The sequence below is a fragment of the Arcobacter pernae genome (assembly GCF_049472135.1).
In the GTDB taxonomy this organism is placed as follows: domain Bacteria; phylum Campylobacterota; class Campylobacteria; order Campylobacterales; family Arcobacteraceae; genus Arcobacter_B.
In genome coordinates, this window is the sequence record NZ_JBMOVV010000001.1 from 377,041 (window position 1) to 401,411 (window position 24,371).

General features: G+C 28.7%; 24 protein-coding genes. 17 read left to right on the forward strand and 7 right to left on the reverse strand.

Features of this window, described 5'->3' with window-relative positions; all coding sequences use genetic code 11:
- Positions 1–2: 2 nt before the first annotated feature.
- Entirely contained in the window at positions 3–1,223 is a 1,221-nt protein-coding gene (locus ACH5BF_RS01860) for a molybdopterin molybdotransferase MoeA (RefSeq protein ID WP_423272303.1), read from the reverse strand.
- Positions 1,224–1,707: 484 nt separating this feature from the next.
- Complete coding sequence (locus tag ACH5BF_RS01865; RefSeq protein WP_423272304.1) at positions 1,708–1,914, reverse strand: hypothetical protein; 207 nt, start codon at positions 1,912–1,914, stop codon at positions 1,708–1,710.
- A gap of 169 nt (positions 1,915–2,083) precedes the next feature.
- On the opposite strand from ACH5BF_RS01865, the gene ACH5BF_RS01870 reads away from it, so the two are divergent.
- Both ACH5BF_RS01870 and ACH5BF_RS01875 read left to right on the forward strand, forming a co-directional pair.
- Complete coding sequence (locus ACH5BF_RS01870; protein WP_423272305.1) at positions 2,084–2,863, forward strand: tRNA 2-thiocytidine biosynthesis TtcA family protein; 780 nt, start codon at positions 2,084–2,086, stop codon at positions 2,861–2,863.
- Positions 2,864–2,866: 3 nt separating this feature from the next.
- Positions 2,867–3,361, forward strand: a complete 495-nt coding sequence (locus ACH5BF_RS01875) for a 2-thiouracil desulfurase family protein (RefSeq protein WP_423272306.1) — start codon at positions 2,867–2,869, stop codon at positions 3,359–3,361.
- A 6-nt stretch (positions 3,362–3,367) separates the two neighbouring features.
- On the opposite strand, the gene trxC is transcribed toward ACH5BF_RS01875, so the two are convergent.
- The 4 genes from trxC to ACH5BF_RS01895 all read right to left on the reverse strand — a co-directional run bounded on the left by trxC (position 3,368) and on the right by ACH5BF_RS01895 (position 6,182).
- Positions 3,368–3,799 carry a thioredoxin TrxC gene (gene trxC / locus ACH5BF_RS01880; protein ID WP_423272308.1) on the reverse strand — a complete coding sequence of 144 codons (432 nt, stop codon included), beginning with the start codon at positions 3,797–3,799 and terminating at the stop codon, positions 3,368–3,370.
- 1 nt (position 3,800) lies between these two features.
- A complete protein-coding gene (locus tag ACH5BF_RS01885; RefSeq protein WP_423272309.1) occupies positions 3,801–4,046 on the reverse strand; it encodes a hypothetical protein in 246 nt (81 codons plus the stop codon).
- Positions 4,027–4,536: a putative metalloprotease CJM1_0395 family protein gene (locus ACH5BF_RS01890; protein ID WP_423272311.1), complete on the reverse strand. Its 510-nt coding sequence runs from the start codon at positions 4,534–4,536 to the stop codon at positions 4,027–4,029. The genes ACH5BF_RS01885 and ACH5BF_RS01890 overlap by 20 nt, the downstream gene beginning before the upstream one ends.
- Before the next feature lie 104 nt (positions 4,537–4,640).
- Positions 4,641–6,182: a SulP family inorganic anion transporter gene (locus ACH5BF_RS01895; protein WP_423272312.1), complete on the reverse strand. Its 1,542-nt coding sequence runs from the start codon at positions 6,180–6,182 to the stop codon at positions 4,641–4,643.
- A gap of 90 nt (positions 6,183–6,272) precedes the next feature.
- On the opposite strand from ACH5BF_RS01895, the gene ACH5BF_RS01900 reads away from it, so the two are divergent.
- The 3 genes from ACH5BF_RS01900 to ACH5BF_RS01910 are packed head-to-tail and all read left to right on the forward strand — an operon-like array spanning position 6,273 to position 8,863.
- Entirely contained in the window at positions 6,273–7,379 is a 1,107-nt protein-coding gene (locus ACH5BF_RS01900; RefSeq protein ID WP_423272313.1) for a GGDEF domain-containing protein, read from the forward strand.
- A complete protein-coding gene (locus tag ACH5BF_RS01905) occupies positions 7,379–7,936 on the forward strand; it encodes a CDP-alcohol phosphatidyltransferase family protein (RefSeq protein WP_423272314.1) in 558 nt (185 codons plus the stop codon). Before ACH5BF_RS01900 ends, ACH5BF_RS01905 begins: the two co-directional genes overlap by 1 nt.
- A 12-nt stretch (positions 7,937–7,948) precedes the next feature.
- Positions 7,949–8,863 (forward strand): Ppx/GppA phosphatase family protein, encoded by a 915-nt coding sequence (locus ACH5BF_RS01910; RefSeq protein ID WP_423272315.1) that lies wholly within the window; start codon positions 7,949–7,951, stop codon positions 8,861–8,863.
- Here the strand turns inward: ACH5BF_RS01910 and ACH5BF_RS01915 are convergent.
- Complete coding sequence (locus ACH5BF_RS01915) at positions 8,860–9,669, reverse strand: flagellin N-terminal helical domain-containing protein (protein ID WP_423272316.1); 810 nt, start codon at positions 9,667–9,669, stop codon at positions 8,860–8,862. The two genes, ACH5BF_RS01910 and ACH5BF_RS01915, sit on opposite strands and share 4 nt — an antisense overlap.
- Before the next feature lie 154 nt (positions 9,670–9,823).
- On the opposite strand from ACH5BF_RS01915, the gene ACH5BF_RS01920 reads away from it, so the two are divergent.
- The 12 genes from ACH5BF_RS01920 (at position 9,824) to ACH5BF_RS01975 (ending at position 24,367) form a co-directional block, all read left to right on the forward strand.
- Entirely contained in the window at positions 9,824–11,521 is a 1,698-nt protein-coding gene (locus ACH5BF_RS01920; RefSeq protein ID WP_423272317.1) for an acetolactate synthase large subunit, read from the forward strand.
- Complete coding sequence (gene ilvN, locus ACH5BF_RS01925) at positions 11,521–12,018, forward strand: acetolactate synthase small subunit (RefSeq protein WP_423272318.1); 498 nt, start codon at positions 11,521–11,523, stop codon at positions 12,016–12,018. The genes ACH5BF_RS01920 and ilvN overlap by 1 nt, the downstream gene beginning before the upstream one ends.
- Positions 12,019–12,065: 47 nt before the next feature.
- Positions 12,066–13,013 (forward strand): UDP-3-O-(3-hydroxymyristoyl)glucosamine N-acyltransferase, encoded by a 948-nt coding sequence (lpxD, locus tag ACH5BF_RS01930; RefSeq protein ID WP_423272320.1) that lies wholly within the window; start codon positions 12,066–12,068, stop codon positions 13,011–13,013.
- A 25-nt stretch (positions 13,014–13,038) separates the two neighbouring features.
- Entirely contained in the window at positions 13,039–15,297 is a 2,259-nt protein-coding gene (locus tag ACH5BF_RS01935) for an FtsK/SpoIIIE family DNA translocase (protein ID WP_423272448.1), read from the forward strand.
- 92 nt (positions 15,298–15,389) lie between these two features.
- Positions 15,390–15,932 (forward strand): ribosome hibernation-promoting factor, HPF/YfiA family, encoded by a 543-nt coding sequence (gene hpf, locus ACH5BF_RS01940; RefSeq protein ID WP_423272321.1) that lies wholly within the window; start codon positions 15,390–15,392, stop codon positions 15,930–15,932.
- A gap of 82 nt (positions 15,933–16,014) precedes the next feature.
- Positions 16,015–17,442 (forward strand): ribosome biogenesis GTPase Der, encoded by a 1,428-nt coding sequence (gene der / locus ACH5BF_RS01945; protein ID WP_423272322.1) that lies wholly within the window; start codon positions 16,015–16,017, stop codon positions 17,440–17,442.
- 15 nt (positions 17,443–17,457) lie between these two features.
- Positions 17,458–19,029, forward strand: coding sequence for a SulP family inorganic anion transporter (locus ACH5BF_RS01950; protein WP_423272324.1), 1,572 nt, complete (start codon positions 17,458–17,460; stop codon positions 19,027–19,029).
- A complete protein-coding gene (locus ACH5BF_RS01955) occupies positions 19,022–19,651 on the forward strand; it encodes a uroporphyrinogen-III synthase (protein ID WP_423272326.1) in 630 nt (209 codons plus the stop codon). Before ACH5BF_RS01950 ends, ACH5BF_RS01955 begins: the two co-directional genes overlap by 8 nt.
- Before the next feature lie 243 nt (positions 19,652–19,894).
- Entirely contained in the window at positions 19,895–21,160 is a 1,266-nt protein-coding gene (purD, locus tag ACH5BF_RS01960; protein WP_423272327.1) for a phosphoribosylamine--glycine ligase, read from the forward strand.
- A gap of 10 nt (positions 21,161–21,170) precedes the next feature.
- Positions 21,171–21,611: an RDD family protein gene (locus ACH5BF_RS01965; RefSeq protein ID WP_423272328.1), complete on the forward strand. Its 441-nt coding sequence runs from the start codon at positions 21,171–21,173 to the stop codon at positions 21,609–21,611.
- Positions 21,604–23,724, forward strand: a complete 2,121-nt coding sequence (locus tag ACH5BF_RS01970; protein WP_423272329.1) for an LPS-assembly protein LptD — start codon at positions 21,604–21,606, stop codon at positions 23,722–23,724. The genes ACH5BF_RS01965 and ACH5BF_RS01970 overlap by 8 nt, the downstream gene beginning before the upstream one ends.
- Complete coding sequence (locus ACH5BF_RS01975; protein WP_423272330.1) at positions 23,714–24,367, forward strand: phosphoribosyltransferase family protein; 654 nt, start codon at positions 23,714–23,716, stop codon at positions 24,365–24,367. The genes ACH5BF_RS01970 and ACH5BF_RS01975 overlap by 11 nt, the downstream gene beginning before the upstream one ends.
- Positions 24,368–24,371: the final 4 nt, after the last annotated feature.

The window sequence follows — 24,371 nt, forward strand, 5'->3', positions numbered from 1 at the left end:
TATTATTTTAGTTCATTTAAAAGTAAGATGTCTACTAAGTCACCTTTTTTAATATCTTCACTATCTTCTTTTTGAATAAGTAGTGCAGGGCTTTCAAGCATATTTGTTAAAATAGCGCTTGTTCCTTTTTTCTTTCCATCAAAGTTGATTGTGTATTCACCATTTATATACTCTACATTACAAGCTGTAAATACTGTTTTTGGCATTTTTCTTGGGAAGTCTTGTTGTATTCTAGCTTTAACTATTGGAAGCTTCTCATTTGAACCTCTAAGTCTATAAATAAGAGGTAATACATATAAAATAGCACAAACAGTAGAAGAGTATGCAAAACCAGGTAAAGCAATAATAGTTTTACCATCTTTAACAGCAGCAAGTAAGTGCATACCAGGTTTTATAGTTACCCCATGAAATAAAACTTCAGCATTTAATTTATCTTTTATAACATCTTGTACAAAATCATAATCTCCAACAGAAACACCACCTGTTGTAACTACAATATCAGATTTTGATAGAGCAGTTTCTAACATCTCAGTAATTGAATCTATATCATCTTTTACAATACCAAGTTGTAAAGTTGAAGCACCTGCTTTTTTACATAAAGCTTCGATTGTTAGATGATTTGAACTTCTAATTTGAGCATTATTTGTTTGTATTTCACCTAAGTCTAAAATCTCACTTCCTGTACTTGCTATTGCAACTGTTGGGTTTACAACAACAGGAATTTGAGCTATATTTAAAGAAGCTAAAACACCAACTTCAGCAAATCCAACAACAGTTCCTTTTTTGATTAAAACTTCATCTTTAGCATAGTTTTCACCAATAGCTCTTGTTGCAAAACCAAAAGGTACTTCTTTTGTGATTGTTATTTCATCGCCATTTACTTCTACATTTTCAATAGGAATTAAAGTGTCACTACCCTCAGGCATTAATGAACCTGTAAATGTTTTGATACAAAGACCAGTTTCTACTTTTGATTCAACTACAGAACCAGCTGGGTTTTTGTCTATAATTTTGATTGTTTTTAAAGCTTGGTCTTCGTGTTTTATAGCATATCCATCCATCCCTGAAGTTGGAAATTCAGGTGAGTTATGATCTGCAATAATATCAGTTGCTATTACTTTTCCAATAGCATTGATTAAAAACTCTTTTTGTGTTGTAGGTTTTGATAGTTTTATATTATTTAGTATTTCTAATGATTTATCGTAACTTATAAATTCTCTCATTTCATTCTCCTAATTTAGGTAAATGAAATATTACCAAAAAATAAAAAATAGTTACTTAATGCAAAGTAAATTACTTTGCATTTTGTTCGATAAACTCTTTATATTTTAAAGCAGTATTATAGCTTACTTGAGCCTCTTTAGATACAGAGTAAACAGTAATTCTTTGATTAAACATTCTCATCATATTTACAGAAGCTTCAATTTTTCGTTTAGCTGTTTCTTGTCTAGTTTTAGTAGCTTTTTTAGTAGCTTTACTTTTCTTTTCAGTTAAACTTTTTTGATATTTTTCTTCTTCAAGATGAAGTTTTTTATATAATTCTGCTTGACCATGATCTTTACAAAGTTCTTGTAATATTTTTAAGTCTTTTACTGAAACTGTAATTCTTATTTTTAAGCCTTTAATTTTTTTTCGGGGCGAAATTATAACGACACATAATTAAAATTTGCTAAATTTGGTTTAAACCAAATGAATTAGTTTATTTAATTACTTTGTATTTTTGTTATTTAAGTTATATTTATGAATCATTATTTGTTCAAATAGCATATCACCAAAAGCAGGGTTTATTTCTTCGTTTTGTTTTAAAACATTTAAAATCACTGTTCTTATTTGTTCTTCTGTCATATTAACAGCAATTGGTAAAATTGTTTCAGCAATTTTTTGTTTAAACTCTTCTTGTTCTTCTAGTGTCATGTTTTATTTTCCTAATGATTGAAAGTATCTGAAATTATAATGATTTTATCTAAAAATTTAGTAAAATATAGACAAATTATACAATTAATGTAAAATTTATAGATATAAAACAAAAGATTGAGAACTTTTTCGATATACTTGCAAAAATTTTTTAAGTAGGATACACATCTTGATTGAACTAAGTAAAAAAATAACTAAACTAGTAGGAAAAACTAATGCCGAATATAGCCTTATTAAAGAGGGTGATAGAGTATTAGTTGGTTTTTCAGGTGGTAAGGACTCAACTACATTAATTCATGCATTAAAAAGACTTCAAAGTAAAGCACCATATAATTTTGAATTTAAAGCTGTAACAGTTACTTATGGTATGGGTGAGCAAGTTCAGTTTTTAGCTGATCACTGTAAAGAACACGGTATTGAACATGAGATTGTTGATACTGAAATCTTTGAATTAGCAGGAGAAAAAATTAGAAAGAATTCATCTTTTTGTTCATTTTTCTCAAGAATGAGAAGAGGATACCTTTATTCAACTGCATTAGAACAAGGATACAACAAAGTTGCATTAGGACACCATTTAGATGATGCAATGGAATCATTTTTTATGAACTTCTTTTATAATGGAACTATGAGATCAATGCCTCCAATTTATAAAGCAGAGAATGGTTTAGAAGTTATCAGACCATTAATCTTCTGTAGAGAGAGACAATTAAGAGCATTTGCAGATAGCAATGAACTTCAAGTAATTGGAGATGAAGCTTGTCCTGGTCTTAGATTTGATGTTAAAATGCCATACGCAAGAGCAAAAACTAAAGAGTTACTTGCACAATTAGAAGAGGATAATCCTCAAATTTTTGTATCTATGAAAGCAGCATTTAACAATATTCAATTATCAACATTTTTCACAAAAGATGAGTTAGATAGAATTGACCCTATTGACGAGGAAGCTTAATATATGAAGTTACTTATTTCTTCATGTTTATTAGGTGAGGACGTGCGATATGATGGAGGTAACTCCTCTATTGCAATGGGCTCTTCTTTTACTTTTTCTCAAAAAGAGCTTTTTATGGATATTTTATGTGATAATGAAATTTATTCTTTTTGTCCTGAAGTTTCAGGAGGTCTTACTACTCCAAGACCTGCAGCTGAATTAGTAAGTGCAGATAAACCTTTTAAGGTTTTAACAAAAGAACAAGATGATGTAACTATAAACTTTTTACTTGGGGCAAAAAATGCTCTTGATTTATGTGTAAATGAAGGTATTAAAGTAGCTTTATTAAAATCTAAATCTCCATCTTGTGGAAATGAAAAAATCTATGATGGAAGTTTTAGTGATAATTTGGTTTCGGGAAAAGGTCTTACTGCAAGATTACTTGAAGAAAATGGTGTAACTATTTTTAATGAGACTCAATTAAAAGAACTTAACAAATTTATAAAAACTAACTCTTAGTAGTTTTTATAAATTTTCATTTACAAGATTTGATAACCTTAATGGATCTAATGCTCCACTAACTCTTTTTATTTCACTTCCTGCTTTATAAATTACAATTGTAGGAATAGATCTAATACCATATTTTGCTCCTAAAGCTTGATGCTCTTCTGTATTTACTTTCGCAAATAAAGCTTTTAAAGGATATTTTGTAGCAGTTTCGTTAAAAATTGGAGCCATCATCTTACATGGACCACACCAAGGTGCCCAAAAATCAACAATTACTGGGATATCTGAATTTACTATTACATGGTCAAAGTTTTCTTCATTTAACTCAATAGGATGTGTTTCTAATAATGAGTTTTTACAAGACCCACAATTTGCTTTTAAATAGGATTCTTTTTTTGGAATTGCATTAACTTTAAGACAAGATGGGCAAACTACATTTATTTTATTCATATTAAGCCTTTATATTCAATAATGAATCTGTTACTTGCTGTTGAGCAATTAAACCTTGTGCATTTGCTTCATAGGCAATTACCTGCGGAATTTGATTTACAATACTATTTATAAAATCTGCCGTAACTTCTTGTGTTGCTGGATCACCTGTGATATTTGCAACTTGTGCTAGATTTGAAGCTGTTTGAGTTACTTGAGCTTGGGCTGCTAGCATTCCATTTAAACTATTACTGTCTGTTATTTGCATCACTTACTCCTTCATTTTCTTGCTTACTTAAAATAAGCATTTTATTTAAATTTGCTGCTCTTGCTATTGAAGCATCAGCACTACTTAATTCACTTGGAGCTCCTGCTGATTTTGATAATCGATCAAGTTTTGCAAGTGCTGCGTCTTTGTCTTGAGGTAAAGAAGTATCAAGTCTAACATGTCCACCTGTTGCATAAAGCTTTCCATCAGGTCCCATTTGATAGTTGTATGAAATAGCACCTTTTGTATCAGCTAAACTTGCATGTTGCTGTTCATGAGCTTTTGTTTGAGAATCAAGTCTTTTGAATTTTTCTAATACTCTTTGGTAATCATTTTCATCATAGTTTTTTTCACCAATATTAACAGTATCAGTTTTTTCAAATGATGATTTTTGTTCCTCTTTTTTATCAATAGCAGAAAGCTCAGCTTTTTTAATAGCTATTTGTTGATGTATTGAAGAGGCAGATTGGTATCTATCAAAAATTTCCATGATTCACCTCAATATATTTATAGTTAAATTTTATCTAATTTTTTAAGACTTGTAAATAAGAGAAAAGAAGCCCCAAGTTATAGGACTTCTAAGAAATATAATATTTAATAGTTGATTGCAACTTTATAGTTTGGATCATCTTCTTCATAAGTACAAAATGGTCCAGCATTTTTAAGAATTTTTTTACAATCTTTACTTAAATGTCTGATTACAAGTTTTTTGTTTGCATCAGCATATTTTTTTGTAATAGCATCAATTGCTTCAACCCCTGATATATCCATAACTCTAGAGTTTTTAAAGTCTAATATTACAGTTTGTGGGTCATTTTCAATATCAAAATTTTCATTAAATGATGTAACACTTCCAAAAAATAAAGGACCATCAAAATCATAAACTTTTGAACCATCTTCTTCTGTATGTGTTTTTGCAGTAACCTTTGCATGATTCCATGCAAATACTAAAGCAGAGATAATAACTCCTGAGATAACAGCAATTGCTAAATCTTCAACAATAGTAATTCCTGTTACTGTTACAAGTACAAAAGCATCACTTTTAGGCATTTTTGTAATTCTTGCAAAAGAACTCCACTCAAAAGTTCCTATAGAAACCATAAACATAATTCCAACTAGAATAGCAACAGGAATAATATTTAAAAGGTCAGTTAATGTTGCAACTAATAAAATAAGACCAATAGAAGCTACAACACCTGATAATCTACCTAATCCACCAGATGTATAGTTAATTATTGATTGACCAATCATCGCACATCCTGGCATTGCACCAAAGAATCCACAAGTAATATTTCCAGTTCCTTGTGCAATACACTCTTGATTTGCACTACCTCTTGTGTTGCTAATCTCATCTAAAACAGATAAAGTCAATAATGACTCAATAACACCAACAAGTGCTACAATAACTGCATATGGAAGTACTAACATAAATGCATCAAAATCTAAAATTACATCAGGAATATGAAATTGTGGTAATAAACCTTTAAATTCAGTTAAGTTTGCTAAATCTCCTACAAGTTTCGTTTCTGTACCTGTAAAATATACAATAACAGTAAACAAAATAATTGCTACTAGTCCACCTGGAACAGCAGAAGTAAATTTAGGTAAGAAGTACATAATAGCCATTGTTCCAATGATGATACCATACATAATCATACCAGCACCATCTAAGAATTTAAATTGACTAGTTGCAATCACTACTGCTAGACCATTTACGAATCCATGAAGAGCAGGCTGTGGTACTAAACGAATAAATTTACCCATTTTAAATGCACCAATTAAAATCTGAATAGTTCCTGCAACAATACCTGTTAAAGTAATGTACTGAATAATACCAAATGAAAGAGCATCACCTGTAAGACCTTGTGCCATAAGAAGCTCTTTTGCAGCAATACTTACACCAACTAAAACAATCGCAACTGCACCTGTAGCACCAGAAATCATACCTGGTTTTCCACCCATTAACGCAGTAATAAGTCCAAGTATAAATGCAGCATAAAGACCAACAATAGGACTAACTTGTGCAATAAATGAGAATGCAATAGCTTCAGGTACTAATGCAACTGCTACAACAAGCCCAGATAGAATGTCACTTTTAGGGTTTTTCCCTATAAAAGTATCTTTTATATTTAACAAATTTGAAACCTTTGTGTTTGTATTAATTCGCGATGATACCTAAGATGTACTTTAATGTTAGTTAAATGATTTTTTGAATAAAATATTGCGATGAAATATAATTTTTTTAAATCAGTTACTTTTAAATTAATAATGTTAGTTTTTATTGTAATGTTCGCTTTAATTACAGCTTCACTAATATTTAACTCACATATTGATAAATTAAAAAAACAGATTGATAATATCTATTTTGGAAACTTTATTCCTGTAGTAAAACTAGAAAAAATTCAAGATAATTATAGAAAAATTATATCATGTAGAACTCTAAAATATGTATGCGATTTTAAAGAAGAACAGCAAAGTATTGAAAAAGAGTGGGAATACTACTTTAGTGCTTATAAAAATGCAAAAGAAAAAGAAGTAGTAAATAGTGTAGATAAATCAATAAAAGAGACTTTTAAACTAAACAAGCTTCATCTATTTAAAAAAATAGTAAAAAAAATCGATTATTTAATTGAATATGAAACTCAAATGGCTTTTAAACAAAGGAAACTTTTTTTAAAAGATTATCAAAGTATGAAAGACTTCTTATTATATAGTGTGATTTCTATTATTGTGCTTTCTTTTGGACTTATAGGTTTTATAATCTTGCAAGTTGTAAAAAAAGACAATCAGTTAAGAATCTTAAATAAAAAATATAAGATAGAATCAATTACTGATGGAATGACTAAACTCTATAATAGAAAATATTTTGATACTATTTTTGATAATATGCCGTTTATAGCAAATGCTAATAATTGGCAATGTGCATTTATAATTTTAGATATCGACTTTTTTAAACAGTATAATGACACTTATGGTCATGATTTAGGTGATGAGACTTTAAAAAAGGTAGCTGTTACTTTGAAAGATTACTTTAATCAAAAATATGAGTTTGTATTTAGATTAGGTGGTGAAGAGTTTGGTGTAGTTTTATTTGATATTGATGAAACTACTTTACAAAGCTGTTTAGAAGATATAAATAGAAGAATAATTGAGTTAAATATTGAGCATAAAGGTAGTAAAATACTAGATGTTGTATCTGTATCTATTGGGGCTATAATTTATGAGCCAAATAGTTATGTTTCAGCAAATAAGCTTTACAAATTAGCCGATGAATGTTTATATAAATCAAAACAGAATGGTAGAAATCAATACCATATTTACAAAGGGGAATAATGACATTTTTGTTCAATAAAAACAACCATTTTAATTTAGCAAATATAGTGACTTTTTTTAATATAACTTCGGGAATATTTGCTATTTATTTTTTAACTCATCAAGAGTTTTTTGCAGCAGCACTTTTTGCATGGCTTGCAGGTGGATTTGATATTATAGATGGAAAAATTGCAAGAAAATATAATCTTTCAACAGAGTTTGGAATTCAGTTAGATTCGTATGCTGACTTTTTATCTTTTGTTATTGTTCCTACTATGTATATTTATTTTGCAGTAATAGATACAAAAGAGTTAGAGTTAAACACAGTTTTAGTTATTTTTGCTTTTGTTTATTATGTAATTTCAGGACTTAGAAGATTAATACAGTTTAATATTAATTCTAATGAAGGTGAAGTTGAAAAGTACTTTACAGGAGTTCCAACACCATTAGGAGCTATACTTCTATGGCTTACATATTTAATATATTTAACTGGATTTATAAATGAAACAGTTGTTTTAGTTCTTATGATTGTTGTAGGTTACTTATTGAACTCAAAAGTTAAAATCCCACACCCATAAGCAGTTGTATTAATGAATGAAATAGTAAGTATTGATTTAGGTTCAAACTCTTTTAGAGTATTGAAATATGATTGTAAAAATGAAAAAATAGTTGCTGAATTTAATGAAGTAGTTGGAATGGCTGATGGTTTAGTAGAAACTAAACAAATATCAAAAGAGGCTATTTTAAGAGTAGTTAATGCTATAAATAAGTCTGTTGAAATTGTAAAATATGATACAAAAAAAGCAGTTGCTGTTACAACTGCTGCTATGAGAAAAGCTTCTAATAGTAAAGAAGTTTTAGCATATTTTGAAGATAAAACAGGAGTTAAATTCACAATTATTGATGGAGAAGAAGAAGCTAGGCTTACTTTATTAGCTGTAAAACATGCTTTAAAAAGAGAAAAAATAGATTCTTCAAAGTTTATTCTTTTAGATATTGGTGGAGGTTCTACTGAAATAATCGTAAATACTGAAGAATCATATAAAGCTCGTAGTTTCGATTTTGGTATTGTAACTATGACTCAAGAGTATTTACACTATCATGCTTTAAATAGTGATTTAGAAAAAAGAAAAAAAGAGATAAAAAGTTTTTTAGATAGTTTAAAGATAAATTTAGATGAATACACTTTTGTTGCAACAGCAGGTACTCCAACAACAGTTGCAGCTGTAAAATTAGGTCAAGACTTTTTTTCTTATGATAAAGATGCTGTAAATGGAACTATAGTGAATCTAGATGATTTACAAACTTGTTTAACACTTTTAACTAACTCTTCAAAAGATGAGATTACAAAACTTGTAGGAAGAGGAAGAGTTGAATTTATAGAAGTTGGAATCTTTATTTACCAAGCAATATATGAAGTTTTAGAAAAAACAGAATCAATTGTTTTAGATGACGGATTAAGAGAAGGTGTTGCGATAAATGAATGTATAAAGTGTAAGGCTTAAGATAAAAGTCTTACACTTTGTTCTTGAACTATATTCGCTTGAGAAGCTGCCAAATAACCTGCATTAGCATTTACATTTGTTTTATTAAAATCTGTTGATTCTTTGCCAAAATCCTTTAATTGATTAGCTTTATTTTGGTTATATAGATTTTGTTGCTCAACAATATTCTCTTTTGCACTACTTTCTAATCTATTCCCAAACTCAGTAAATTCAGAAGTAACTGCTTGTAGTTGTCTTGAAGCTTCTTCAACTTGTTTAGAAACTCTTTGTAAATCGGGAAGATTATTTAGATTTGCTTCATTTAATTCACCAAATATATCATTTGCTAATTGAGGTGTGTTTGGTTTTTCTATTGAAAAATTATTATTACTAGTATTTACTTCAATAGTTGTAGTTTCATCTAAAGAGTCTCTACTTAATAGTGTTTGTCTATTAAATTTTGTTTCATATGCAATCTCATTGAAGTTTTTTAAATCTTCATTTATTTCTTGTTTTATATCATTTTTATCTCTTGCTTCAAATTCATTGTTTTCAACTTTTTGAAGTTTATCTTGTATATTTGACAAAAACTCTTGCTGCTTTTCTAGAGATTTTTCAGAAATTTTAGTAATAGCAAGACCTTCATTTATACTTTGTATATTTAAAGATAACTCATCTCTTTTTTGATTATATTGGTTAACTGATAATACAAGAGAAGCATTTTCAACATTTTCAATTTTATTGCTTTGTTGTGTTTTACCAGTTTGTAGGGATGAGGGAGTATTATTTAAGGTACTAATATTATTATTAATATTATTTACTTCCATAATTTATCCTTACTATTTTTAATTTTTATTCTTAAATTATATTTAAATTTAGCTAAAGAAATTATAAAACAAATAATTTACGTTTCCATCTCTAAAGGTTAATTAATAATATTTTCTATATAATAATTGCTTTAATTTAAAACGGAGAAATGATATGAAAATGACGGGCGCAAAAATGGTTGTAGAATCATTACATCAAGAAGGGGTTGAAGTAGTATTTGGATACCCTGGAGGCGCTATTATGAACGTCTACGATGAAATATACAAGCAAGATTATTTTGAACATATATTAAATAGACATGAACAAGCATCAATTATAGCTGCACAAGGTTATGCAAGATCAACTGGTAAAGTTGGTGTTGCTATTGTAACATCAGGTCCTGGTTTTACAAATGCAGTAACTGGTTTAGCTGATGCTTACATGGATTCTATTCCTTTGGTTGTTATTTCAGGGCAAGTTCCAACTACGATAATTGGAACTGATGGATTTCAAGAAATAGACGCTGTTGGTATATCAAGACCATGTACTAAACATAATTATTTAGTAAATAATATTGATGATTTACCAAGAATTATTAATGAAGCATTCCATATTGCAAGCACTGGAAGACCAGGTCCAGTACATGTTGATATTCCAAAAGATATCACTGCAGAAATTTCTACTTTCAAATATCCAACAAAGCTTCATTTGCCAACTTATAAGCCAACTGTTAATTACAACAAAAGGCAACTAAAGAAAGCAATGACAGCAATAGCAAAAGCTAAAAAACCTTTATTATATATTGGTGGAGGGGCTATTCTTTCAAATTGTGGATATGAAATTAGAGAATTCGCTAAAAAAGCAAACATTCCTGCTGTTGAGACACTAATGGCAAGAGGAGTAATGGGTCATGATAATCCATTATTCTTTGGTATGTTAGGTATGCATGGTGAGTTTGCAGCTAATATGGCTGCTTATGAGACTGATTTATTAATCTCACTTGGTGCTAGATTTGATGATAGGGTAACTGGAAGACTTGATGAGTTTGCATCAAAAGCAAAGGTTATTCATGTTGATATTGACCCTACAAGTATTGGAAAGTTAGTTACACCTGATTATCCAATTGTTGGAGATTTAAAACTTACTGTTGAAGCTATGATTGAAGCTTCAAATGAAGCAGAGTTTAATGATTACTCTAATTGGGTTGAGTTATTAACTGAATATAGAGAAAAAGAACCATTAAGATACAATGATTCAAATGAAGTTATTAAACCACAATGGCCAATTGAAAGAGTTGGGCAATTGTTAGGTGAAAGAGCAATTGTTTCTACAGATGTTGGTCAACATCAAATGTGGACAGCTCAGTTCTATCCATTTGCTTATCCTAGACAATGGATTACTTCAGGTGGTTTAGGAACAATGGGATTTGGACTTCCTGCAGCTATGGGTGTAGCAAGAGCTTTTAAAGATACTGATAAAGTATCTGTTAACTTTACAGGTGATGGTTCAATTCTTATGAATATTCAAGAGTTAATGACTTGTGTAGAGTATGAATTACCAGTTATCAACGTAATTTTAAATAATAATTATTTAGGAATGGTAAGACAGTGGCAAACAATGTTCTATGATAATAGACTTTCTGAAACTGACCTAACAGCTCAACCTGATTTCCCTAAATTAATTGAAGCCTTTGGTGGACTAGGATATAGAGTTACTACAAAAGAAGAGTTTGATGCAGCATTAAAAGATGCTGTTGAGAAAAGAAAACCTGCAATGATTGAAGTTATTGTTGCTAGAAATGAAGAAGTATTACCAATGGTTCCAAATGGTCATGCTTTAAATGAAATGACGTTAATCGAGGGAGGAAAGTAATGTTTAAAGATAATCACTATTACGATACAGAACAAATCAGACAGGTTATCTCTGTAATCGTTATGAATGAAAACAGTGTTCTATCACGAATTGTAGGACTGTTTTCAGCAAGAGGTTACAATATTGATTCATTAACTGTTGCTCCTATTGAAGGTAGTGAATACTCTAGAATGACGATTGTTACAACTGGAGATAAAAGAGTAATTGATCAAATTGTAAAACAATTAAACAAACTAATTCCAGTATTAAAAGTAAATGAACACAGAAATGTAGTTGAAAAAGATACTGTAATTATGAAATTCTCAATTGATAATAATCTATCTGATATTGATGTTATCGCAAGAGCATACCATGGCTCTATTCAAAATGTGACAGATGAAGCTATAATTGTATCTGCTACAGATTCAAGTTCTAGAATTATGAACTTTATAAAAATTATGCAAAAATTCAATCCACTTGAAGTAGTAAGAAGTGGTATTGTAGCAATGGAAAGATAAGAGAAACTCTCTTATCTTTTTTTTATTAAACTCCCTTAAGGATACTTATGACACTACAAGAAATAGCAGAAACTTTAGAGCTTAAGTGTGATAGTAAGATTGAAATATCTGGATTAAATACTCTTAAAGACTCAAATGAAAATGAATTAACTTTCCTTGAAAATAAAAAATATATAAAAGATTTAGAAAATACAAAAGCAGCAGCAGTATTAGTAAAAGAAGAACACGCATCAAGTGTTCCTACTGGTACAATAGCTTTAGTTTGTGATGAGCCTTATTTATATTTGGCAAAAACTAGTAAACTTTTTGCACCAAATATTATTGAAGTTGAAGGTGAAAAACCTTTAATTGGTGATGGAACTAAAGTAATGCCAAACGTTTATATTGGAAAAGGTTCATCAGTTGGTAAAAACTGTACAATAATGTCAGGAGCATTTATAGGTGATAATGTAACTATTGGTGATAATACAACTTTATATCCTAACACTACAGTGTATAGAGATTGTAAAATTGGTAGTGATTGTATTATTCATGCTGGAACTGTAATTGGAAGTGATGGTTTTGGCTTTGCAAATACTAAAGATGGTAAATATATAAAAATATATCAAAATGGTAATGTAGAGATTGGTAATGATGTAGAAATAGGTGCTAATAGTGCAATAGATAGAGCAGTATTTAAATCTACAATTATTGAAGATGGAGTTAGAATTGATAACTTAGTTCATATTGGACATAATTGTAAATTATCAAGAGGATGTATCTTGACTGGGCAAGTTGGTCTTTCAGGTTCAACAACATTACATCAATATGTAATCATGGGTGGACAAAGTGCTACTGCTGGGCATTTAGAAATAGCACCATTTACAACTATTGCAGCAAGAGGTGGTGTAACTAAAACTATTACTGAACCTAAAAAATCATGGGCCGGTTTTCCTTTAATGAATCACAGACAATGGTTAAAACTTCAGGGAAGAATTGCAAAATTATTAAAATAAGGGATATAAAATAGCTAAAAAAATTATTTCACTAATTGTATTATTTATCTTAGTATACTTTGAATATGCTACTTTTTTTAGTAGTAAAGAAATAGTAGGACAGTTTGGTTCTACTTTTGCTAAATACTCTTTAGAGTATTTTGGATTTTTAGCATACTTTTATTTATTATTATTTATTTATACTTTATATGTAGTAAACTTTAGAAAAAATTTTGATATTAAAGATTTTATCGTAAATATTTCTGTTGTTTTACTTATTTTATTTGTATCTTTAACTTTACAAGCTTTACTTGTTGATGGTGTTTATAGTGGTAAAATAGGAAATATTCTTATTGATACATTAAGCCCTTTTATTGGTAGAGCAGGACTATTTATATTTGTTATTGTTGGATATGTAATTTCATTTATGGTTGCTTTTGAAAATAGTGATGTTGATTTCCAAAAAGTAAAAAATCTAAAGCATAGATTAAAGCTTAGGACAACATCTAATAATACAAATAAGGTAGAGACTACTAGAAGAACAAAAAGAAAAGAACAAAAGGTTACAGTAAAAGAAACAGGAAATGTTGCAGAAATAACTTTAGAAAAAGAGCATAAAGAGGAATTAAACAATAGTTTTGCTGTAAAACCTGATATCTATGAGGTTATTGAAGAAGTTAAAGATGAGACATTAAGTATGCCAAACTCTATTGACAATACTTCAATAAAAACAGAAGAAACATCACAAAAGATAGAAGAACAATTACCTGCTGAGTCTTTAAATACTGAAAAGACAGAAGAAATTGTAAATGAAACTCATAGTGTGATTGTTGATGAACTTGAAGAGAATAGAAAGTTATTAGATGATATTGAGTTAGGTCAAACAGAAAAACCAAAAGATTTTAAGTTACCTCCTACAAAGTTTTTTCAAAAAGCTCCAAAAGATAATAAATCTAAAATGTCTGAGAGTGTAATTGATCAAAAGATTTGTGATTTATTAGATAAACTTTCAATGTTTAAAATTGAAGGAGATGTTGTAAGAACTTACACAGGGCCAGTTGTAACTACTTTTGAGTTTAAACCAGCACCAAATGTAAAAGTTTCTAAAATTTTAAATTTACAAGATGATTTAGCAATGGCTTTAAAAGCTCAAACTATTAGAATTCAAGCTCCAATTCCAGGAAAAGATGTTGTTGGAATTGAAGTGCCTAATGAAGATAGCCAAGTTATTTATTTAAGAGATATGTTAGATAGTGAACTTTTCCAAAATGCAAAATCTCCTTTAACAATGATTTTAGGAAAAGATATTGTTGGAAAACCTTTTGTTACAGATTTAAAGAAGTTACCTCATTTATTAATTGCAGGTACTACAGGTTCTGGTAAGTCTGTTGGTATTAACTCAATGATTTTATCTCTTTTATATAAGAATTCACCAGATAGTTTAAAACTGGTGATGATTGACCCAAAAATGTTAGAGTTTTCTATGTACAATGATATTCCTCATCTTTTAACTCCTGTTATTACAAAAGCAGGTGATGCTATTAATGCCTTAGCTAATATGGTAAGTGAGATGGAGCGAAGATATACATTAATGTCTCAAACAAAAACAAAAAATATTGAGAACTTTAATGAAAAAGCAGCAAAACATGGTCATGATAAAATGCCATATATTGTTGTTGTTATTGATGAGTTAGCAGATTTAATGATGACAAGTGGAAAAGATGTTGAGTACTCAATTGCTAGATTAGCTCAAATGGCAAGAGCATCAGGTATTCACTTAATTGTTGCTACTCAAAGACCATCTGTTGATGTTGTTACAGGTCTTATTAAAGCAAACTTACCAAGTAGACTATCTTATAAAGTTGGACAAAAAGTAGATTCAAAAATTATTTTAGATTCACTTGGTGCAGAATCATTACTTGGAAGAGGGGATATGTTATTTACTCCTCCTGGAACTTCTGGACTTGTAAGAATTCATGCACCTTGGTCAAAAGAAGAAGAAATAGAAGAAGTTGTTGAGTTCTTAAAAGCTCAAAGAGAAGTTGAATATGATATGAATTTCATTAAAGATTCTAACTCTTCAAGTTTAGGTGCTACTTCAACAGATGCAGAGCTTGGAGATTTAGATGAATTATATGAAGATGCTAAGCAAGTGGTATTGACTGATAGAAAAACTTCAATCTCTTATATTCAAAGAAAACTAAGAATAGGATATAACAGAGCAGCTACAATTGTAGAGCAATTAGAGCAAACTGGAGTACTTTCAGAAGCAAATGTTAAAGGAAATAGAGAAATTTTAGTTTAAGCCTATATTTTTATTGTATAGGCTTGATATAACAGGCTCTCTTTTTATTTTTTTTATGCTAGAATAAATAAATTATTATTAAGGAGTTTGTTATGAATACAAGTATTGTAGGAAGACACATAGATTTAACTGAGCCAATTAAAGATTATATCAATAGCTCTGTAGAAATATTCAAAAAATATAACTTAGATATTATTTCTGTTAACTCAATTATTTCTCAAGATGAAAAACATGGGAAAAAAGCATTTTCTTTTGAGTTTACTTTAAACGTAGCTCATTTAGATACAATTGTTGTTAAACAAAAAGATAAAGATTTATATTCTGCGATTGATATTGCAGTAGATAGAGTATCTAAAGTTTTAAGAAGACACCATGATAAAATCACTGGACATAAAGCTACAAAACTTACTGAAGTAGAGTCTCAAGTAATTGAAGATCAAATTGCTAATGAATTAGAAAAATTTGAAGATGAAATTACTCCAGTAAGATTAACTTCATACAAACCAATGGATATTGAAGAAGCATTAGCTGATTTAAAAGGTTCTGATGCACAATTTAAAGTATTCTATGATAAAGATGATAACATGAGAGTACTATACAAAGCAAACGATGAAGGTAAATTTGGATTATACTAATCCTTTCTTACAAAAAGAAAAGAGGTATTAGCCATGGCTAATGCCTTTTTTTATTTATATTTAATATAGGAGTTCATACTAAATGAATACTGAACTAAAAAAAATTGCACTTATTGGGCAACCAAATGTTGGTAAATCATCACTTTTTAATAGAATAGCAAAACAAAGAATTGCTATTGTATCTGATTTAGCAGGTACTACTAGGGATATTAGAAAACACGAAGTAGAAATTTTTGATAGATGTGCTATGATGCTTGATACAGGTGGTATTGATGAAACTAATGATGCAATCTTTTCTAATGTAAAAAGAAAAGCTATAGAAACTGCAAAAGAGGCTGATATAATACTTTTTATGGTAGATGGTAAAAAAATACCTGATGAAAAAGATAAAGAATTATTTTATGAGCTTCAAGCTTTAGGAAAAGAGTTAGCTTTAGTTGTAAATAAAATAGATAATGATAAAGAGAATGAAAGATTGTGGGAATTCTTCGAATTTGGAATTTCAGATGAAAATCTTTTTGGAATCTCTGTATCTCATAATAGAGGAACAAAATCTTTATTTGAATGGATTTATAATCATCTTCCTGCTGTAATTGAACCAGAACTTACAGAAGAAGAAAAAGCTAAACTTGAAGCTGCTTTAGAAAATCAAGAAGATGATGAAAAAGCAAAAAGAGAAGAAGTAGATGAAAAAAATATCAAAGTTGCCATCATTGGTAGAGTAAATGTTGGTAAATCATCTACACTTAATGCAATAATTGGAGAGGAAAGATCAGTAGTTTCAGAAATTGCAGGAACTACAATTGATCCAGTTGACGAATCTTTTGAATACAAAGATAAAAACATCACTTTTGTTGATACTGCTGGTCTTAGAAGAAGAGGTAGAATTGAAGGAATTGAAAAATTTGCTTTAATGAGAACTAAAGATATGTTAGAAAAAGCAAATGTAGCTTTAGTTGTATTAGATGCTTCAGAGCCTTTTACAGATTTAGATGAAAAAATTGCAGGATTAGTTGATCAATATGGTTTAGGAACTATTATTGTTTTAAACAAATGGGATGAGAATATGGATACTTTCCAAAAACTTGAAAAAGAAGTTAGAAGAAGATTTAGATTCTTAGAGTATGCACCAATTATTGCTATTTCTGCAAAAACTGGAAGATCTGTTGAAAGATTAAAAGAGAAAATATTAGAGGTTCATGAAAACTATACAAGAAGAATTCCAACTTCTGCATTAAATAGAGTAATTGAACAAGCAGTTATTAGACATGCTTTACCAAGTCCTGCTGGTAACTATCTTAGAATTTATTATGCTACACAATTTAGTGCACAACCACCAAAAATTGCTTTAGTTATGAATAAGCCAAGACTTCTTCACTTCTCTTATAAAAGATATTTAATCAACTTCTTAAGAGATAACTTTAACTTTGAAGGAACACCTATTCATGTTATTGCAAGAGGTAAAAATGATAAAATTGGTGATGAGGAATATTTAGAAGAGAATAATTAATATTTAGGAGTACTTTTGAATGCAGTAAAGAATAATATTTTTGCAGGAATTACTGCTGCTATTGTTGCTTTGCCATTAGCTTTAGCCTTTGGTGTTGCAAGTGGTGCTGGTGCGATTGCTGGTCTTTATGGTGCAATAATCTTGGGATTTTTCGCTGCAGCATTCGGAGGTACATCTACTCAAATATCTGGACCTACTGGTCCTATGACAGTTATAACTGCAAGTGCAATTGTTGCTTTTCCCAATGATTTTTCTTCTGTTATGACTGTTATACTTCTTTCTGGATTAATTCAAATATCTTTTGGAATTGTTGGTATTGGTAAGTGGATTAAATATATTCCATATCCAGTTATTTCTGGTTTCATGAGTGGAGTTGGAGTTATTATTATAATACTTCAAATTAATCCTTTTTTAGGTGTTGATTCTCAAAGTTCTGTTGTTATGACAATTAGTCAGATTTTCACTACATTAAAAAATATTAATTATGATTCTTTTTTAATTGCTTTAATTACTTTATGTATTATGTTTTTTACACCAAAAAAAGTTTCTCAAAAGATACCTACAGCACTAATAGCTTTAGTTTTAGTTACTTTACTTAGTTATTATCTTAACTTGCAAATTGATAAAATTGGTGAAATTCCTATGGGTTTACCACAAATAACTTTACCTTTCTCTTTTGATTTAGCAAACTTAGATACTATATTAACTCTTGCTATTACTCTTGCTTTATTAGGTTCAATTGATTCTTTATTAACATCTTTAGTAGCTGATTCTATGACAAAGACTAAACATAACTCAAAAAAAGAGTTAATAGGTCAGGGTATAGGAAATAGTTTATGTTCTTTTGTTGGAGCAATTCCTGGTGCTGGTGCTACTATGAGAACAGTAATAAATATAAATAGTGGCGGAACATCAAAACTATCAGGTATGGTTCATTCGATTACACTATTATTAATAGTTTTAATATTAGCACCATTGGCATCTGAAATACCTTTAGCTGTTTTATCTGGAATTTTAATAAAAGTTGGATTTGATATATTAGATTATAGATTTATAAAGATTTTATCAAAAATAAAAAAACAAGACTTTTTGATTATGATAACAGTTTTTTTATTAACTGTTTTTGTAGATCTGATTATGGCAGTTGGAGTAGGTATTACTATTGCATCAATTTTGGCAGTTTATCAGGTTTCAAAAAGTACTAAAATTAAAACTCAAAGAACAAAAACTTCTTTTGATATTGATTTAGATAACAGTAAAATTGAAATAATAAAAATTGATGGTTCACTTTTTTTTGGAACAGCATCTGTTTTAGATAAAAAAATTGAAAAATTGTCAGGGATTAAGTATGTAATATTAGATTTAAAAAATGTTGCTTATTTAGATATATCTGCAATTTTTATGATTGAAGATTTAATAGAAAAATTAAATAGTAAAAGTATAAAAACAATATTTGTTTTAAAGTATGCTCATAGAAGAGCTATTCAAAAAGTTGACATAAACAAAAAATTTAAAGATAGTAAACTTTATCATGACATAGATGAAGCAATTAATTTTACACAAGAGTTAGAGTTGAAAAATGCATAGAAAAATATATTTATTAAATAATTTAAAATATGATGGGGTTGAAAATTTAGAGGTTTTTAAAATAGAGTATATAAAAAAAGATATTGATTTTGAAAAATATGATGCTTTAGTATTTACATCAAAAAATGCTATTTATTCAATAGATAGTTTTAGTTCAACTTGGAAAAAGATACCTTCATATGTTATTGCACCCAAAACAGCAAATATTTTAGAAAAACTTGGTGGTGCTTTAAAATTTACAGGTAACTCTGGACATGGAAATGATTTTGCTTATGAATTAATACCAAATTTAAAAAATAAAAAGGTTTTATATTTAAAAGCAGAAAAAACAGTTTCAAACTTAGTTGATATATTAAAAAACAATGAAATTAAAATTGATGATGAAATAGTTTATAAAACATCATGTAACAAAATAGAAAAAGATTTAGAAAAAAATAGTGTAATAATTTTTACATCTCCCTCAAGTGTTGAGTGTTTTTTCAAAAGTTTTAATTGGGATGAATCTTATAAAGCAGTTGTTATTGGAAAGACTACATTAAAATACTTGCCTTTTGATATAAATGCACATGTAAGTGAAAAAACATCTGTTGAAGAGTGCATAAAAGTGGCTTCTACATTATAAATTTAAACTCAGATTTAATAAGTTTCGCTAAAATAAGATTATCTAAGTAGTTCGGGATTTCCATTGTTGAGGGTCCGATACTGTATTTATGTGTGTAATTGTAGATACGTGGTGTGCAGCATTTCATTATGTTTATGCTCCTAAAGCGTCGCTCTTACGTGCAGTCGTTGGCTTTTGTGGGCCATTTGATGGTTAACGGCTACTTGGTTATTTAACATTAAACTAACAATACAAGGAATTATCGTGAATATATTGATACTAGGAAGTGGTGGTAGAGAATACTCTATTGGATTAGCAATATATAAAGAAAATGCTCATAACTTATTTTTCATGCCAGGAAATGGTGCAACTTCGCAATTAGGTACAAATATTAATATAAAAGATTATAACGAATTAGCACAGTGGGCAAAAGATAATTCTATTGATTTAACAATTGTAGGACCAGAAGCTCCATTAGTAGATGGTGTTGTTGATATTTTTAAAGAGAATGATTTAACTGTATTTGGACCAAGTAAAGCTGCTGCTCAACTTGAAGGTTCTAAAGTATATATGAAAAATATTCTTAAAAAGTATAACATACCAACAGCAGCGTTTATAGAAACAACAAATGAAAAAGAAGCTCATGATTTTATTGATACTATGAGTGAACCAATTGTTGTAAAAGCAGATGGTTTATGTGCAGGTAAAGGTGTAATTATTGCTCAATCAAAAGATGAAGCGAAACAAGCTGCATCTGATATGTTAAGTGGTTCTTCATTTGGTGATGCAGGTACATCTATTGTAGTTGAAGAGTATTTAGATGGATATGAGTTATCTATTTTTGCTATTTGTGATGGAGAAAACTACAAAGTTCTTCCAGCAGCACAAGATCACAAAAGAGTAGGTGATGGTGATACAGGTCCTAATACTGGTGGAATGGGTGCATATGCTCCAACACCTTTAGTGAATGAAGATATTTATAAAAAAGTTGAAGAAAGAGTAATTAAACCAACACTTGAAGGTATGAAACAAGAGGGTGCTCCTTTTGAAGGTGTATTATTTATTGGTGTTATGGTTGTAAAAGGTGAGCCAATTATTTTAGAATATAATGTAAGATTTGGTGATCCAGAGTGTGAAATTTTAATGCCTTTATTAGAAACACCTGTTTCAGATTTATTCTACAAAGGTGCTACTAAACAACTTGATAAATTAGATATTAAGATTAAAGATGAATTTGGTGTTGCTGTTGTAATGGCAAGTGAAAACTATCCATACTCTTCTTCAAAACCTGCTGAGATTATAATTGATGATATTACAGATGAAGAATTAAAAGCTAATTCTCATATATCTTTTGCTGGAGTAGAAGAGATTGATGGTAAATTAATGGCTACAGGAGGAAGAGTACTTCTTTGTGTAGGTTTTGGTAAATCAATTCAAGAAGCAAGAGATAGAGCATATGATTTATGTGGATATGTTCATTTTGCTGGGAAAAAATGTAGATCAGATATTGCATACCAAGCTTTAAAATAGAGATTAGATAATGCAAGAAAACAGTTCAAAAGATCTTCAATTAGCAACACTTAGTTCAAGGGCAATGGCTTTTGTAATTGATGATTTACTTGTTACTTTTTTAATTATCGCAATGTTTTGGGATAAAATTACTAATGCGGGTAATTCTATGGAATCAATGGTTTACTTAATGAAAGTAGAAATTGTTGGTCCTTTAATTATGTTAAAAGTTGTTTACCATACTTTTTTTGTTTGGTATTATGGAGCAACTGTTGGTAAGATCATTACTAAAATTAGAGTTATTGATCATAATACATTAGGAAGAATTTCTATTTTTTCATCTTTATTAAGAGCAATTGGTAGAGTTTTTTCTGAATGGTTTGTATATATAGGATTTATATTTGCATTCTTTAATGATGGGAAAAGAACTTTCCATGATTATACTGGTAGAACATTGGTTGTAAATGCTTAGAAGTGTAGTAGCCCCATTAATCTTATTATCAACTCTTTCTTACTCTAAAGAGTTGAATAATGAACAATTTCAAATTCTTGCAAAAAATATTGATACTAAAGATAATACGGTTATAGCAAATGGTGATGTAGTTATATTCTCTAAAAATTACTACATCTCAGCAGATAAAATAATTTATGATAAGAAGAAAGAGACATTTGAACTTTTTGATAATGTATTGATTTTAAAAGATAATAATGTACAAACTCAAAGTAATTATGCCTTTTTAGATATAAATGATGATACTTATGAACAAACACCTGTTTTACTTATGGAAAAAGAGAGTAATTTATGGGTGAATTCAAAATCTTCAAAAAAGAATAAATCAGAAATTGAACTTGAAGACTCTATTATTTCTTCTTGTGATTGTGTTGATCCAGTTTGGAGTATAAAAGTTTCATCAGCTTCTTTTGATACTGAAGATAAATGGTTACATACATATAACACACGTTTATATATCAAAGATGTGCCAGTTTTCTATACTCCTTATTTAGGTTTTCCAACTGACAAAACAAGAAGAACAGGTCTTTTAACTCCTACTATTGGTTATTCAAAAAATGATGGTGGTTTTTATTCTCAACCAATTTATTTTGCACCTGCAAAGAATTATGATTTTGAGTTTATCCCTCAAATAAGAACACAAAGAGGTTCAGGACTTTATGCTTATTATAGATTAGCAGACTCACCATATTCATTACTTAAATTAAAAAGTGGATATTTTGAAGAAAAAGATGAGTATCGAAAAGAGTTTGATTTAAAGAATGAAAAACATTATGGTTGGAATATTGATTATGAAAGAACAAAAGTTTTTTCAAAAAAAGACTCCCACCAAGATGGTCTATATGCTTCTATTAATTGGCTAAATGATATTGAATATAAGACTGTTGAAGATGAAGAAGATGCTGTTTCAACAGAAAAAAAAGTTGAATCAAAACTGAACTATTTTTATAATACACCTAAATATTATGGTGGATTATATGCGAGATATTATATTGATACAAAATTAGATTCTAATGATGCAACTTTACAAGAATTACCTCAAATTCAATTACATTCATATAATAAAGATTTAGGTATCAAAAATCTAATTTATTCAATTGATGCTAAAGCTATTAATTATGAAAGACAAAAAGAAATAAATGCAACTATTTATGAACTAACTTTACCAATTAGTTATACGACTTATTTTTTTGATGATTTTTTATATATAAATTTAGAAAATAAAAGTACTATTAGTCAATATCAATACTCTAATTTTAATACAAATTATGAAGATGGAACATTAGTTCAAAATGAATCTTCTATTACTTTAGGTACAGATTTAATAAAACCTTATAAAGACTATCTTCATACTATTAATTTAAGTGCAAAATATTCTTATCCTAAGAATATTCAAACAGATGGTGATTTATATGACATTACAATTGATAAAAATAGTATAAAAGGACAAGAATTAGAATCTTTTCCAATTACTCAAGGTAGAAAGAATATTAAGCTACAGTTGAATCAATCTTTATATAAAAAAGATAGTTTAAAACAGATAATTAATCATAAAATATCTCAATCTATTTTATATGATGAAAATAATGATGCAAAGTTTTATGATTTAGAGAATTTTGTTAAATACAATTATTCTTATGGAACTATCACAAATAAGATCATTTACAATATAGAGGATAAACATTTTACAGAAAACACTTCAAGTTTTACATATAAATATGAAGATTTTGATTTATCTTTAGGTTATTATAAATCAAAAGATACAGAAAATTCAAACAAAGAAGAATTAGAGTCGTTTAGAATTAATACATCTTATGATATTTCAAATGATTATAAAATCTCTTATTATGAAAACTATAATATTGAAGAAAAATTAAGAAATAGACAAGGTATAGGACTTGATATTTATGATAGATGCTGGAGTTTAGGTTTAAAATATGAAAAAGAAATTGTTCCATCTACTAGTACTAATGTTGAGGGAATTAAACAAAATATTTTATATATAAACTTGGAATTAAAACCACTAGGTGGTATAAAACAAAAGTACAAATTCAAGGATAGTAATGAGTCCTGAAAATAATATCTATTTTAAAAATAGAGAAGTTGCTGCTTATAGATTATTAGATGTTATGCCTATTGACAAAATGAAACTTGAAAATTGGACAGTAATATCAAGCTCTTGTGGTGGTTATGAAATTGCTAAAGTAATCGCAGATACATTAAATGCTAAACTTGATATAATGATAAATGAAAAAATTGAAGCACCTTCTAATGAAGAGTGTGAAATTGCAATTGTAACTGAGCATGAAGAAGTTGTAATTCATGAAGAACTTGTTAAAAGTTTTGATATTAGTTTAGATTATATTTATGCTAAATCAAAACAGGTTTATGAAAACATTGTATTAAATAAAGTTAATAGATTACGACATGGCAGTCAAATCGAAAATTTAAACTATAAAAATGTATTAATTGTTGATGAAGGTATTAATACAGGTCTTACTATGATGGCTTGTATTAAAACTGCTATAAATTTAGGAGCAAAGTCAATTTCTGTTGCAACTCCTATTTTACCAACAGCTAGTATACAAACAATTGAGTCAATTGCAGATGATTTGTATTATGTAAAAAAACTTGATCATTTTATATCAATTGATTTTTATTATGATAGTTTAAATGATATTGAATTTGAAGATTTAGAAAAAATAAATAAAGGATAAAGTA